Raw genomic sequence first — 15,015 nt, forward strand, 5'->3', positions numbered from 1 at the left:
CCCTTATCATAACACTATGAAATTTAAAGACCTGAGGATCATTCCTCCCATATTAGATGCATTAGAGGACAAAAACTATAGTGAACCTACCTCTATCCAAGAACAGGCCATTCCATTTATCATTCAGGGCAAAGACGTTTTGGGATGCGCCCAGACTGGTACTGGAAAAACAGCCGCCTTTGCCATTCCCATCATCCAGCATATCCACGAAGCACCCTATGCCAATGAATCAAGGCCCAAGATCCGTTCACTAATCGTCACACCGACGAGGGAACTGGCCATTCAGATTGGTGAAAATATTGAAGAATACGCCAAATATACCAATATCAAGCATACAGTGATTTTTGGTGGTGTAAAACAAGGAGCTCAAGTCAATCAACTGAACAAGGGTGTACATATTCTTGTAGCTACCCCAGGGAGGCTCCTTGACCTGATCAACCAAGGTCATATCAGTCTAAAGGACATCGACTTATTTGTACTGGATGAGGCGGACCGGATGCTGGACATGGGCTTTATCAATGATATCAAAAAGCTCCTCAAAATCCTTCCCAAAAAACGCCAATCCCTTTTCTTTTCGGCCACCATGCCGGACAATATCCTCCAACTGTCCAAGGAGATACTGAACAACCCACACAAGGTAGAAGTCACACCTGTTTCATCCACTGCGGAGACCATCCAACAATACCTCTACTACACTAACAAAAGCAGTAAAAAATCCCTACTGATCCATATTTTGGAAAAAGAAGGGATGGATCAGGTTTTGCTGTTTTCGCGCACCAAGCACGGTGCTGACAGGATCGTGCGGGACCTCAAGAAACAGCATATAAAAGCGGCTGCCATCCATGGTGACAAGGCCCAAAACCAACGTCAACGGGTACTCAGTGATTTCAAAGATGGCAAACTACGTATCCTAGTGGCCACGGATATTGCAGCTAGGGGCATTGACATTGACAAGCTTAAATATGTCATCAATTTTGATATTCCAGACACTCCTGAAACCTATATCCACCGTATTGGCCGCTCTGGAAGAGCAGGGGAAGAAGGAAACGCTATTTCACTCTGCGAACCAGAGGAAAATGCAGATGTAAAAGCCATAGAAAAACTGGCCAACAAAAAAATCACCGTCATCAATGACCACCCCTTTCCCCAAACGGACAAACCGATGACCGCTCAGGAGAAAAAAGAATTCAACAAAGAAAAGCAGCGCAGAAAGCAAGAATTCTTTGCCAGCAGAAAAAACAACAGGGGTGGATCAGGAAGAAGATAAATAACGCCTTTACTGATAGGGGCCAGTATTAGCTCTTTCAGATCACCCTTAAGGACATCGCCCAGTAGAAGCCACTCCAAGGTTTTCTGCTGGGCGATACGCTTTTTCATCATTTCCACCAATAGCCTACCCTGAAGGCTTCCGAGGAAAAAATGCTGGCTGCTTGAAAAGGTTTACCTGCATAAGGGAAGGTTTTAATTAATTGATACACAACTGTGTGCCATGGCGCCATTAGTCAAGCCATCCACTTAACCATTTTAGCATACAGAAGGCCAGCGGGGATGTTCCGCTAGGAGCATTAGCTTGGTAACAGAGCGTACACACAACACCCAACCAGTGCCATAGGTACTGAACAAGAGCCTGAGTACCAAACCCATCGGTCCATGAATTCCTTCGCCCACTACTGCCCATTACCGCTTAACTTACCCAGCGTAAATCCAGGGCAAACGCGTTTAGTGTTTTGAAGGGAAACAATTTTCGTGTCGGCATAGCTATCATCCGTGCCGCTGGCACTTCTTCGGGAGGTTGAGGAGAGCTTAAGTTCCTGCGGATGAATCCGCAGGTTACAAAATTTATCGTGCCGCTGGCACTTTGCCCCGATTTGTACATTGGAAACCGCAGTAGCCTATCTTACCGAATGGGCTGAAAGAATGATTAGTTGATTTGGTTGAGGTTAAACCCCGAATATGCGTTAGGAACTGAGCATCCTGCCTAATCCGCCTTTGGCGGAGGGTCATATAGAAGGTGCAGGTGACAACCTGCACCAAAAATGATTACACACAAAAGGGTAAGTTCCGTAGGAACGGCAGATATAAATGCAAATAGGAACATTTTTTTTAAATGCGTTTGCCCTGGCGTAAATCATCTAGAATCGAAAAAAATCAGTATTTTGGGTAAAGTGCACAAACTATGGAACAAGGCGACCTACAAACCATCATCAGCTCGGTCAGGGATTCCTGGCAAAACTTCCTGGCTAGTATTCCCGGAATCATTTTAGGGATTATCATTGTGGCCATTGGCTACCTCATCGCCCGCCGGATAGGGGAAATCACCAGGACACGAATCAGGCGAAAGTCCAGCGACCCGCTGATGAGCCGATTTCTGGGCAATACCGTGAAAATCTGTTTGTTACTTTTGGCCATTATTTATGCCATGAATATTGCTGGACTGGGAGAAATCACCACTTTTTTGATCACCTCCATCGGTGCCTCAGCCATCATTATTGGCTTTGCCTTTAAGGATATTGGTGAGAATTTTATCAGCGGTATTATACTGGCCTTTAGCCGCCCATTTAATGTCAACGACACAGTGGAAGTCGGTGACCTGTTCGGGAAGATCAAATCCTTGGAATTCAGGTACACCAAGCTCAAGACCTTTGATGGCCGAGACGTGTACATCCCCAACAGTGATGTGCTCAAAAAACCCGTGATCAACTATACAGAAGATGGTTTTTTCCGTTGGGATTTTGTGGTGGGCATTGCCTATGAAGACGATGTAGAAGCCGCCAAGCGTGTCATTATGGACACCATCAACAGCCACCCTTCCGTGGTGCAGGACGGGATACATGAAAACTATGTCGCCGAGGACCAATTGGCCACCAGTACAGTAAACTTGAAAGTCTTTTTCTGGGTAAATACTTTTGAGTTTCGTCGGGAAGCAGTAATGGTGAGGGGCGAAATCATGAAACAGATAAAAGAAGCCCTTGAGACCGGCGGATTCTCCATGCCAAGTGATATTGTAGAACTAAAGCTGTACAGCAGCCAAAAAGACCTTCCCGTGAAGTTGCAGCAAACAGATCAGAAACAGTAACATATATGGCGACAGACTGGATGAAGCAATCTATCTGGGAGGATTTACGACACACTTTCTTAAACCCGGTTTTTGCAGTACCCTATCTGCTCCACGACGCACAGGTATTGTAATCTGATCGCGGCGGACAAAATCAGACGCTTCACTTTAGTTTTCGGTGTAGACGTAGCAACGCAACGCCTACACCGAAAACTAACTGATTTCCTTGCACTTTCAGCTCTTCCCAACAACATCGGGACAGGCTACTACGATTCCTAATCCATAAATCGTCTTCAAAGAAAAGATTGCTTCTTCCCGCTATCGCTACATTCGCTATGATGCATTGATAGCTGTTTTATGATCGAACTCAGGTTAAGGGCAACATCTTATTGATCAGCAAGAGCGGCCGATTTTTCGCCTTCCACAAAGGCTCCAAAATCAGCGTACTTAGCATATAATGTTTTATAAACTGCGACATTCTCCGGAATCGGCTCATAGACTTTGTCAAAGCCATTGGTCATGGCTGCTATTGCCGACTCGGTGTCAGGATGGATCCCTGCCGCCACGGATGCATACATCGCCGCTCCCAAAGCGGGCGCTTGATCAGAGGTAGCGATTTTAATCGGCATGTTCAGTACATCGGCCATGGTTTGCATCACCAGTTTGGACTTCTTCGCAACACCACCCATTCCGATCACCGCATCGATGGTCACGCCTTCTTCCCTGAAGCGGTCCACGATCTTCTTGGACCCAAAACAGATCGACTCCACCAGTGCCTTAAAGACCCTAGCGGCATCAGTCCCCATATTGAGACCCATAAGTGCGCCTTTGAGCGATTGGTTGGCATCAGGCGTCCTCCTGCCGTTCACCCAGTCCAAGGCCACAGGAGCGGTCTCAGAGAGCGGGATGTTAATCGCTTCTTCTGATAATTTGATCAACAGTTGGCTATCGATCTCATTGATCAGGGCTTCTTTCTTGGCATCATCAAGCGCATTGCTCGCACGGATAAGTTCCGCAGTTGGCTTGACCACGAGGTTTTTAAACCAGGCCAACACATCACCAAATCCAGACTGTCCAGCTTCCAGGCCTACAGTCCCCGGAATAACAGAACCATCCACCTGACCACAAATGCCCTTCACCAGATTATCGCCAATGGCTTCATGGGAGGCCACCATGATATCACAGGTAGATGTTCCCATCACCTTTACGAGGGTATTTTCGGTCACCTCTCCACCTACGGCACCGGCATGGGCATCAAAAGTCCCCACGGACACCACGGTATCGGTGCTCAGCCCCAATTTCTTGGCCCATTCCTCACTCAGGTTACCCGCAGGCAAATCGGAAGTAAATGTCTCGGTATAAAGCCGATCTCTCAAATCTGCTAACCTCGGATCGAGCTTGGAAAGGAATTCCTTTGGAGGAAGGCCATCCCAGCTTTCGTGCCATAGGGCTTTGTGGCCAGCAGCACATCGGCTACGCTTCAGCTCCAATGGGTCATCAGAACCGATCAATTCGGACGTAATCACATCACAGTGCTCCATCCATGAATAGGCCGCTTCTGCTACGGCTTCATCTTCACGGATGACATGAAGGATCTTTGCCCAGAACCATTCTGATGAGTATATACCTCCTTCATATTTGGTATAATCCTCGCCTCCCCATGTCCTGGCCAACTCATTGATTTCGTCAGCTTCTTTGATCGCGGTATGGTCTTTCCATAGCACCATCATGGCATTGGGGTTTTCAGCAAATTCAGGAGACAATGCCAGCGGTTTGCCCTGTTTATCCACTGCCATGGGGGAAGAACCTGTGGTATCCACACAAATACCCTTGATCTGGTCAGAAGGCACACTGGATTCCTTGATCACTTCCCGGATGGTCTCTTCCAAGCCTTCCAAGTGATCCAATGGATGCTGCCGAAACTGATTGCTTACAGGATCACAGTATTTTCCTTCCTTCCATCTGGGATACCAAAAGACATGGCTGCCCTTTACTTCCCCATTGCTCGTATTGACGATTACGGCCCTGACAGAATCAGAGCCATAATCCAAGCCAATGACAAATTTATCGTTCATCTTCTAGTTATTGATTGTTCTTTATTCGTTAGCGGTACTTTTTTCTTGATACATGATCGCCATTTGTCTCAAGACTATATCTCAAGTCTCATATCTCAAGACTCAAGACTCAATATTCATACCCCAAATCTCACTACTACAAACCTACCTTACTTTACCCGAAGAACTATCACGGACTTTGCTGGTACCTTTACGTTCAGCAAACCATTTTCCCATTTGAAATCATCAAACGCTTCAATGCTCACCACATCATTGTTTTCGAAGGAATTGTGGCTGCTCAGTTCAGGGGCGGTCAAGTACCTTCCCGACACATCCTTAGCATCCGTACCATGAAGGAACACCTCCAGGTCAATGGCCTTATCAGGGTCGACATTGGCAATACTGATATTCACTGTACCATCTTCAGAAAGTGAAGAAGACACGTTAAGCGCTTCCATCTCCACATCACCTGCTTTCACCTTTTCGGAAGTCAAGTAAGAGGGCAACAATGTCGCATCCATATGTGGTTTATAAAGGTCAAATACATGGTAAGTTGGCGTCAGCAACATTTTATCCTCCTCAGTAAGGATCAATGCCTGAAGCACGTTTACCGTTTGTGCCAAGTTGGCCATGTGGACACGGTCGGCATGTTGGTTAAAGATATTCAAGGTAATCGCTGCTACAAAAGCATCCCGGAGGGTATTTTGCTGGTAAAGGAAGCCAGGGTTGGTATTAGGCTCCACATCGTACCAAGTCCCCCATTCATCCACGATCAGCTTCACACGCTTCTCTGGATCGTACTTGTCCATTCTGGTTTCATGATTGGTCAATAGTTGATCCATAAAGGCTGCTTTTTCCAAAGTCGTCAGGTATTCTTCTTTGGAAAATTCCGTGGATGAGCCCTTTTTGCCCCAAGTACCCGGCACGGTATAATGGTGGAGTGACATCGCATCCATCATGTGTAATGGAATTTTCTGCATCAGCACTTCTGTCCAGTTGTAGTCGGTAGAATTGGCACCACCGGCGATTTTATAGAGTTTTGCCCCTGGGTAATCTCTCGCAAAAGTGGCGTATCTTCTGTATTCGTTGGCATAGTACTCGGGGGTCATGTTTCCTCCACAGCCCCAGCTTTCGTTCCCTACTCCCCAGTATTTGATCTGCCAAGGTTCTTCCCTGCCATTTTTCTTTCGCAGTTCGGCCATTGGGCTCACTCCGTCAAAGTTGATATATTCTACCCACTTGGACATTTCTTCCACAGAGCCACTGCCTACATTGCCGGTAATATAGGGCTCGGTGCCCAGCATCTCCACAAAACCAAAAAATTCGTGTGTACCGAAAGAATTATCTTCGGTCACGCCACCCCAGTGGGTATTGATCATCTTAGGGCGTTCACTTCGTGGACCGATCCCGTCCGTCCAGTGATACTCATCTGCAAAACACCCTCCTGGCCACCTGAGGTTGGGAATGTCCAATGCTTTCAAGGCTTCGAATACATCTGTTCGGTAGCCATTGATATTATCGATTTCCGAATCAGGGCCGACCCAGATACCACCATAGATACAACGCCCTAGGTGTTCACTAAAATGTCCGTAGATATGTCGGCTAATTTGGGTCTTTCCCTGGTCTGCATTGATGACCAGTTTGTTTTGGGCCATGGTAGCGAATCCGGACAGCATCACTACTACCATCATCAGGCCGCCAAATATGGTTTTCTTCATGATTTTAATTAGGTTTATCGGTTATTAAGTGTCTAAATTACATTTTTTATTTCATTTGGAAAAGCACGAACCCTTTATTTGCTGACAACTTCACCTCATCCATATCATTAGCAACCACTTCCCTCACATTGAAGCTCGATAAATCATCCGTGTCGGTGATCAATAGCCACTTGCTGGACGATGCTGCAAATGATAAATCGAGCGGAATGTTCTTGTCTTCGTCTGATCCGTTAATTCCTGCCACATACCAGCCTTCCGGTCCCTTTCTTGCAAGCACCACGAACTCCCCGGGGTAGCCATCGATGAACCTGGTGTCTTGCCACGTTTTGGGTAAGTGCTGGAGGTATTCGATAATTTCTTCAGGTTGCTTGGCGGTACCTTCAGGCGATTCGGCCAAATGCTGAATACCGGATTCATAAATCACCGTCAAAGCCAACTCAAAAGCCTTGCTGGTCTTCCTGTCAATGTTTGGAATCTCATCGAGAGACATCGGCGTAAAATCCATCGGATCAAAAACATTCCGCGTAAAAGGCAGCACTGCGCAATGTGCCGCCACCCTATCCGCAAAAGCCTGCTCAAAGGTGATCATCTCAAACCCTTTCACTGACTCCATGGTCATCAAATGAGGGTAAGTCCGCTGCCAGCCTCGCGGCAATGTCGTTCCGTGAAAGTTCACCATCAACCCAACTGCGGCGGCATCCTGCAAAATAGCATGATAATACCCGATCATCGATTGGCCGTCGCCACCGAAGAAATCAATCTTCACTCCTGCCACGCCCATTTCCTTGATCCGCTGAAACTCCTTCCTTCTGCCTTCATCTTCTACCAGCTTATTCCTCGGGTGGTACGGGGTGGTGTTCCAGCTCCCCGCGGAATTGTACCAAAGATGGACGCTTACACCTTTCTCCGCTGCATAAGCTACGAGTTCGGCTATCTTGTCATCCCCGATTGTGGTGTCCCAATTGACATCGATCAGGCAATGCTCGTAGTTCATCTTGGCCGCAAAATCAATGTGCTCTTTCTGGATATCATAGGTAATGGATTGGTCTTTGCCCAATGCCCAGCTCCAAGCTGCTTGGCCAGGCTCGATAAAATCCGTAGACATGGCTATTTGCGGCTTTGCCAAGTCCGTCCCCAGCGTGGATTCGACTACTGTCCCAAGGGTGCCTACCGCCAAAATCCTCCACGGAGATTTCCATGGCAATGTGCTGGTGGGTTTGGCAGGACCACCGGGAAAAGCCTCTTCGTCGCTGGGGAAGGTCACGGCATATTCTCCTTCTGGAGACTCGGCATGGAGCCTGGTAGCACAATAATCACTTCCAAGTCCCGCTTCCGACACCAACACCCATGTGTCATGGCTTTCGAAAAGTGCCGGATAAACCCAACCTGAAGGGATCGGTGAAACCGTACCCACCAGCACGCCCATTTGATACTCCTCTTCATAAGATGGATTGCTACTCTCCCAACCGGTATTCACCTCGGCTATAGGCTGCATCCAGGCCTTCGCACTCTCGGGAAAATTATAGGTGGTCTTTTCTTCTTCGATGGTATAGGCCGCTTTACTTTCTCCATCAAATTGGTACTGAAATGCCAAACCGTCATCACTCAACCGAAAGGCGATTGCCATTTTCTCATCTTTGGCATTGCCAAAAGTGAACACTTTCTCATGGGCATAGTAATCGATCTCACGCTTCTTTCCATGTACCAGCGCATAATGTTCTTCCACAGATCGCTTATCAGTAACTTCCTTCAGTGCCAGGCCCTCAAAAAAATCACCTTTGTCCATCACCAAGCCCAGTCGTGACCATTCGAGAACTTCCTGACCATTTCGGCTGAGGTGATAGTACGCGTTTCCTTCTTCCAGCTTCACATCCAAGGTGAGCTGGCCATCAGGCGACTGCAATGTCATGTCTTCTTTCTTCTCTGAACATGCCCAACAGCTGAGAATCAGACATACAATTAAGGTTGTTTTCGTCATGAGTAATGAGTATTAAGTAGTGAACTTATAGTGGGTTAAATTTCGATTTGAGGGGAATACAAATCCCTTTTATTTGAAGTTCGGATGATAAATCCGGACTAGTGCTCTAGCGGGAATGCTGGCTTTGGCTCCATCAGCCTTCACACTAAACACCTACCATTTTCACCGCATCAAGCGCACATAATAAATCCGCTCGGTTGATTGGCCGTTCTTCGCCCTGAACTCCAGTACCAGTCGCGCTTCCTGCTGTAATGATGCTGGCAGTGGGTAATCGATTTCCTGACTAGATCCCTCTTTGTTTTCTAACTTGACTTCCTGAAACATTTCACCGTTGATAAAGATATCAAAAGGGTTTCCATCCACCTTGGCAGGAAAAACCACCCTCAGTTTTTTGCCTTGACTATTTTTATTTTTCAGTTCGTAGCTAAACCAATCGGTAGTGCTTCTCCAGAAGTACCCTTCATTATTGCCCGACAGGGTATGCTCACCTTTGAAGAAGTGATCCGATTCTGGTTGCTGCTCACCAGTGGCCACTTGATCTACCGTCGCCCGCTCCAGAGCCAGCATTAGCTCATCTTTTTCACCGATTGCTTTACGAGTAGCAGTAACCTTGTCGGGTTTACTGATTGGCCAATACACCTGATAACGCGCCTCATGCACTTGATAGAATGGCCTAAGTGTAAAGGCATTTTCTTCCGCATCTACAGAGGCCAATGCAAACTGCATTGGATTAGAAGAAGGTACTGCCAAGTCCTCTGGGCGAATGCCCTCCGACACCAAAACTGGTGTCTCTGCCAATGGGACCATCTTCCCTGCTGCCACATGCCCCATTCTACTGTCATCAGCGAAGAGGCCAGGCATATCCTCCGTTCCCTCAGTGGCTGCCAAGACAATCGGACCGTACACAAAAGCCCCCCAATCAGATCCATCAGGTAGTGGCTCCCACTGCATATTCATAGGTAACTTCACCTCCAGCCGATCACCATTTTTCCATTTTCTGTCAATGGTCACGAAGGAGGAAGGCGCTGCGTCCACCTCAACCGGGCGGCCGTTTATTGAAACCGCCAAAGCACCTTTTGCTACCCATGATGGATAACGCAACTTGATGGCCACCTTTTGCGGCTTTTTCATTGCTAATGTAAAGGCACTACTGGCTGCTTCAGGGAAATTGTTTTCCTGCTTCAGCACCATTCCCTTTTCATCCCAGTGCAACTCAGAAGGAATAAAAAGATTGATGTACAAGGCATCCTCCGAATGAGCGTAGATAAACTCCCCGTATTTGGCATGGTTCTCCAGTCCCGATCCCACACAGCACCAAAATCCCTGATGTGGCTGGGAATATACCCGATAGTGTTCGGGGCGCATCGGGGTGAAATATACAAAACCGCCCTTCTCAGGATGCTGGCTCGACAGGATATGGTTATATAATCCCCTTTCGAAGAAATCTACATATTTTGCTTGTGGATTGGATATGAAAAGCTGCTCGCTTAGTCGGAGCATATTATAGGTGTTGCAGGTTTCGGGACCTTGGTTGGAGGAGACCATGGAAGAAAAGTCATTGACAGGGTGAAAGTGCTCACGGACGCTGTTTCCGCCAATGGCCACTGATCTTTCTTCCACTACATTATGCCAGAAAAAATCCGCTGCGTCTTGCCAGTTGGCTAAATTGCCCTCTTGGGCAATCCGCTGAAATCCGATCACCTTGGGGATTTGTGTATTGGCATGCATGCCTGTAAGTTTGTCCTCTTGCTGCTCTAATGGCTCCAGCACCAACTCATGTGACATCTTCTTGGCCAGTTCCAAGTATTTCTCCTCTCCGGTAATGGCGGCCACATCAGCAAACACTTCGTTCAACCCTCCATGCTCACTGATCAGCATTTGCTGGAACTGCTCATCGGTAAGTCCTTTGGTCAGTTCATAAAACCACTCGGTAAGGGCTACAAGAACAGTTTTGGCTTGCTCATTTTGCCCTATCCAGTAGGCATCTCTCAAGCCTGCATAGAGCTTATGGATATTGTATAGCGGCACCCATTTTTGGTTAAGCGAAAAACCTCCTGCATCGATTTTGCCCTGGCCGATTTCCTCCCACATGGCCATTCCTCCAGGAATACCTCCCACATAGCCGTTTCCATTTTTACCTTGGGCGATGGCCAGCTGACCCACCATATAATCCATCCTGCGCTTCATTTCTTCATCTCCTGTACTGGCATACATCATCGCTAAAGCAGAAAGATAATGACCACCAATGTGTCCGTCCAAACCGGTATTTTCCCAATTGGGATAGCGTTTCGCTGGCCAATCTAGCCCTGCCTCCAACATATATGGGGCAAGTAAACGGTCCACATCCATGGCTTTCATATAAGTCATGTCCACTTGCTGTGCTTGGGAGAAAGGACTCGGTGACAATGTGACCTGATCAAGTCCAAAAAGCTTTAACTGTGCCTGCTGGGCAATCGCATTCCCCAAACAACAACAAAAAGCTGTGGTCAAGACCATATAGCTAAACGTTGAGTAAGCCGTCGATTTCATAGTTGTCAATTGTAGGTTGCTAATAATATTAAACTTCCAATCTCAGGGCATAAAGGCTACTAATAGCCTACTTCTGGCCAACCTTCTTCATCCCAGCTGATCTCTCTTATAAATAACCTTGGTCTTCCATTTTGACTGGCATCATAGCCATGAAAGATCAAATAATCCTTTCCGTCAAATGTGTAGGCAGCATTATGACCTACGCCATACCAGTCCTCGTTTCCTGCCAAGACCAATGTACCTCCACCATTATACATGCTATTGCCTTCTCTGTCCAGGTAAGGGCCGGTCAGGTTTTTTGACCTTCCCGCCATCATCTTGTAGGTACTCCGCTCCCCTCTGCAGCAAAGATCAAAAGACACGAACATATAATAATAGTCATCTTTTTTGAAAATAAACGGCGCTTCGGCAGCGGCATCCCCAGGGTCTCGCTCATCCAACTCAAAAGTCCTCTTCCTTCTCACTAAAGTAAACCAGTCCTCAGGGCCATTTTTTACAGATAACATATCATCAGAAAGCTTCACCAATTTCAGCCCAGCCCAGAAGGACCCGAAGGACATCCATGGCGTCCCTTGCTCATCGGTAATGATATTGGGGTCTATCGCATTCCACATGTCCCGACCAGGTACACTTTCGATGACAATACCATGATCTGTCCACCTAAAATCAGGCGAAGAGGGATCGAGTGTTTTATTGGTGGCCACACCAATGGCAGAAGTGTTTTTGGCAAATGAGGAAATGGAATAATAGAGGTAATACTGACCATTATGGAAAGAAATATCAGGTGCCCAAATATGGTTTCCAAAATCAGGGACCACATTCTTTGTCCAAGTGGGTGCTTCCGCAAAAATCGGTGCTTCCCGCTCCCAGTTTTCCATGTCTGGAGAAGACCAAACCGCAATTCCCCTACCCGTACAAAACAGGTAATAGGTATCGTTTTCTTTGATCATCACAGGGTCATGGACAGAAATGCTCTGCGCCATTCCAGCTGTAATGCATGTCAATATCAGTAATAAGGCTATTAGTGGTTTTTTCATGTCAATTCATATAAATGAGAATTCAGCCACCCTTTCAGATGGCTGAATTTCCCGGTTAATTAGTCGGTGATCGTTACAACTTAATTGATGGACACATTGTCCACTTGTGAATAAAGCAACTCCTCCACTCCAAGGGTTTTCACACCTACTCGCACAAACAAGTCCCCTCTTCCACGCAATCCGTTAGGGATCGTAACATCTACTGTAGCTGGAGTCCCAGGAGTAATTTGCTCTCCAAAAACTTCTTCATCCCCTTCTTTCCTTACTCTATCAGTCAATGAAGTCCTGCCCAAATATACCGCTGCTAATTCCAAGGTGCTCGTAGCATTGATTTGGTTGACCGTGAAATTGGCCCGTACAATTGTGTCATTGACAATCTCATAACTTGGCGCATCTATGGTAAAGTAAGGATTTACTTCCACATCGATTTCCTGAGATCCGCTCAGTGAAACGTCCAAAGAGTCAGTCTGATCCATCCACGGTCCATTGCCACGGATCAAGGTGAGCTTGTAATCACCGTTAAATAATTTGGCAGAAAAGGTTCCGTCCTGCGAAACATAAACAGGTATCTTTTGGAACAGGTCATAGCCGTGTTGCCAAAGTTCCAGTTGGACCCCTTGATTTCTTACCCCAAGTGGCTCTCCTTCATACACAATCCTACCGGTCAAGGTGGATTTTGGTTCTTCGAAATTATCGTACTCGCAGCTGGCCACCATAAAACCCAGCACCAGCAAAAGGCACGATTGAATGATATTTAGTTTCATAATTGGCATCTTTTAGTGGAATGGATTTCTTACAATTTTCGGATTGGCATCTATAATGTTCTGCCCGATCAAGGAATAATAATTCCCCAAGCGGAAGAAGCGGGGAGCCCTGAATCGTGGCACCACTTCTTTTACAAACACAAACTTGCCATCTCTAGGATCACCTGGCCTTACCACCCTGTACGGATACAGGCTATAGGCCATACTTTCAGGGTTTTCGGTACTTCCTGACCATTTCAGGTGCGCTACTCTCCATCGCTTATAATCCCATACCACATGGTCTTCAAAAGCCAGCTCCACTCGTCTTTCATGACGGATTTGTTCCAATGTCACGCTAGCAAGACTATTGGCTCCGAATCCAGCTCTTTCTCTCAGGGTATTGACATAACCAAGCGCCTCACCGGACTCCCCTAGTTCAAAAGCAGCCTCGGCAGCATTCAGGTAAATCTCTCCCAAACGGAACCTTACCCACCATACCTCACTCAAGTTACCCCTGGTACTCGCTCCAGGAGTATCATCTACATACTTGCGAAGGTAAAAACCAGTATTACTTACATCTTGCAGGCTTCTGTGGGGGCCAGCTTCAGCTTTCAGTACTCCGCCATCAGCGTACACCGAACCAAGGTCTGGCTGCTGATCAGCAAATTCAATCCTATCGTAGCCTGAGCCGTTCCACTCCATTACCCCTGCTTGCATAAAGATCTCTTGCCCCCTGAACGGAGCCCCTGGATAGATGATGGTTCCGTAAAGACGGGCATCTTTATTGGCAAAGATATCTTCCACATTGTCATAATAAATATAATCTGAACCGTCAGCGGTGCGGGTTCTCAACTCTCCTGAGCTACCATCCAAGTACTCATAATCTTCCACCAGATTCAAGATCGGCGTAAGTGCCGATGAAGCCAAGTTATCTTCCCGTACCGACCTCGCCACGTTATCATAGGTAAACCAATGACGCTTATCTGCAGAGGACAGGTAATCTTGCACCCACAGAACCTCCGAATTACTGGACTTGGAGACAATCGCTTCGTAGAAGTTTTCACCAAGATCAGGATTGTTGTTATAAAGCGCATATCCACCTTCTTGGAGGATGCTTCTCGAGGCTTCCAAAGATTTGGTAAAATATCCCTCAGCAGCTGAGGCAGGAATTCCTACCTCACCTCCAGGCAGGGAAATCGGTGATGGCATCAGGTTGTTGTACTTGGCAATCGACCCAGCATACAGGGCTGCCCTGCTCACTACGGCCAAAGCAATAAAGCGATTGGCTCTGGTGATGCTTTGTCCATTGCCCAGTGTAGGCATGATTTCTTCCATCTCGCTAATCACAAAATCGTAAACTTCCTGCTCTGTATTTCGCGGAAATTGGAGGTAGGTAGGATCACCACTGAAGTCATAAACCAATTCTTCCGTAATGATCGGTACACCACCCATCCGCTTCACGTGCTCGAAATAGACAAACGCACGGATAAAGCGCAGCTCACTGATAAACTGCGTACGCTGATCCTCAGATAAAGTGGAATAAGTGTTTAATTTCTGGATCGACAAGTTGATGTCCCGAATCAAATTATAATCCCACAAGCCCCATCTGCCATAGTCATAAGTGAGCAGATTATTCAGGTAGTCATTCCCCGTATAGCCTGACCACGTGGCTTCGTCATAGGCCGCAAAGTCCACCCATCCCGCTTGTAGCGTAGTATGTGCCGGCAAACGGTCATAGAAGTTGGACAGGACACCGGTAATGGATCCCGGGTCATTCCAGACTTGGTCATCAAGCAATATATTTGGTGGCTCACGGTCCAACCAATCGGATTCGCAGGAGCTCATTATCAAACCTGCAATTACCGCCAGTGTTATAGTTATTTTAGATAATCTCATCATTT

Annotated in this window: 9 protein-coding genes; 2 read left to right on the plus strand and 7 right to left on the minus strand. The window is 47.0% G+C overall.

All coding sequences use genetic code 11. The features are described from left to right. Positions 1-16: 16 nt before the first annotated feature. Both DN752_RS08925 and DN752_RS08930 read left to right on the plus strand, forming a co-directional pair. Positions 17-1,267 carry a DEAD/DEAH box helicase gene (locus tag DN752_RS08925; RefSeq protein WP_112783621.1) on the plus strand — a complete coding sequence of 417 codons (1,251 nt, stop codon included), beginning with the start codon at positions 17-19 and terminating at the stop codon, positions 1,265-1,267. Between the two features lie 909 nt (positions 1,268-2,176). Next, the gene (locus DN752_RS08930; RefSeq protein WP_112783622.1) at positions 2,177-3,076 is read left to right on the plus strand and encodes a mechanosensitive ion channel family protein; all 900 of its coding nucleotides are present in this window, start codon (positions 2,177-2,179) and stop codon (positions 3,074-3,076) included. Positions 3,077-3,441: 365 nt separating this feature from the next. Here DN752_RS08930 and DN752_RS08935 read toward each other — a convergent pair whose 3' ends face one another. The 7 genes from DN752_RS08935 to DN752_RS08965 form a co-directional block, all read right to left on the minus strand. Then, positions 3,442-5,130: a ribulokinase gene (locus DN752_RS08935; protein WP_112783623.1), complete on the minus strand. Its 1,689-nt coding sequence runs from the start codon at positions 5,128-5,130 to the stop codon at positions 3,442-3,444. Between the two features lie 149 nt (positions 5,131-5,279). Further along, the gene (locus tag DN752_RS08940; RefSeq protein WP_112783624.1) at positions 5,280-6,827 is read right to left on the minus strand and encodes an alpha-N-arabinofuranosidase; all 1,548 of its coding nucleotides are present in this window, start codon (positions 6,825-6,827) and stop codon (positions 5,280-5,282) included. Positions 6,828-6,873: 46 nt separating this feature from the next. After that, on the minus strand, positions 6,874-8,805 hold the full coding sequence (locus tag DN752_RS08945; protein ID WP_112783625.1) for a glycoside hydrolase family 97 protein: 1,932 nt from the start codon (positions 8,803-8,805) through the stop codon (positions 6,874-6,876). 162 nt (positions 8,806-8,967) lie between these two features. After that, on the minus strand, positions 8,968-11,334 hold the full coding sequence (locus DN752_RS08950; RefSeq protein WP_317048525.1) for a glycoside hydrolase family 127 protein: 2,367 nt from the start codon (positions 11,332-11,334) through the stop codon (positions 8,968-8,970). A gap of 59 nt (positions 11,335-11,393) precedes the next feature. Beyond that, on the minus strand, positions 11,394-12,371 hold the full coding sequence (locus tag DN752_RS08955; RefSeq protein WP_112783627.1) for an arabinan endo-1,5-alpha-L-arabinosidase: 978 nt from the start codon (positions 12,369-12,371) through the stop codon (positions 11,394-11,396). A gap of 80 nt (positions 12,372-12,451) precedes the next feature. Next, positions 12,452-13,135, minus strand: a complete 684-nt coding sequence (locus DN752_RS08960; protein WP_112783628.1) for a DUF3823 domain-containing protein — start codon at positions 13,133-13,135, stop codon at positions 12,452-12,454. Between the two features lie 12 nt (positions 13,136-13,147). Then, entirely contained in the window at positions 13,148-15,010 is a 1,863-nt protein-coding gene (locus tag DN752_RS08965; protein WP_112783629.1) for a RagB/SusD family nutrient uptake outer membrane protein, read from the minus strand. Between the last annotated feature and the right edge of the window lie 5 nt (positions 15,011-15,015).

Source organism: Echinicola strongylocentroti, assembly GCF_003260975.1.
Taxonomy (GTDB): domain Bacteria; phylum Bacteroidota; class Bacteroidia; order Cytophagales; family Cyclobacteriaceae; genus Echinicola; species Echinicola strongylocentroti.

Coding starts and splice junctions, on each gene's coding strand:
- DN752_RS08925 (WP_112783621.1), top strand. CDS start 17: ATGAAATTTAAAGACCTGAGGATCATTCCTCCCATATTAGATGCATTA.
- DN752_RS08930 (WP_112783622.1), top strand. CDS start 2,177: ATGGAACAAGGCGACCTACAAACCATCATCAGCTCGGTCAGGGATTCC.
- DN752_RS08935 (WP_112783623.1), bottom strand. CDS start 5,130: ATGAACGATAAATTTGTCATTGGCTTGGATTATGGCTCTGATTCTGTC.
- DN752_RS08940 (WP_112783624.1), bottom strand. CDS start 6,827: ATGAAGAAAACCATATTTGGCGGCCTGATGATGGTAGTAGTGATGCTG.
- DN752_RS08945 (WP_112783625.1), bottom strand. CDS start 8,805: ATGACGAAAACAACCTTAATTGTATGTCTGATTCTCAGCTGTTGGGCA.
- DN752_RS08950 (WP_317048525.1), bottom strand. CDS start 11,334: ATGAAATCGACGGCTTACTCAACGTTTAGCTATATGGTCTTGACCACA.
- DN752_RS08955 (WP_112783627.1), bottom strand. CDS start 12,371: ATGAAAAAACCACTAATAGCCTTATTACTGATATTGACATGCATTACA.
- DN752_RS08960 (WP_112783628.1), bottom strand. CDS start 13,135: ATGAAACTAAATATCATTCAATCGTGCCTTTTGCTGGTGCTGGGTTTT.
- DN752_RS08965 (WP_112783629.1), bottom strand. CDS start 15,010: ATGAGATTATCTAAAATAACTATAACACTGGCGGTAATTGCAGGTTTG.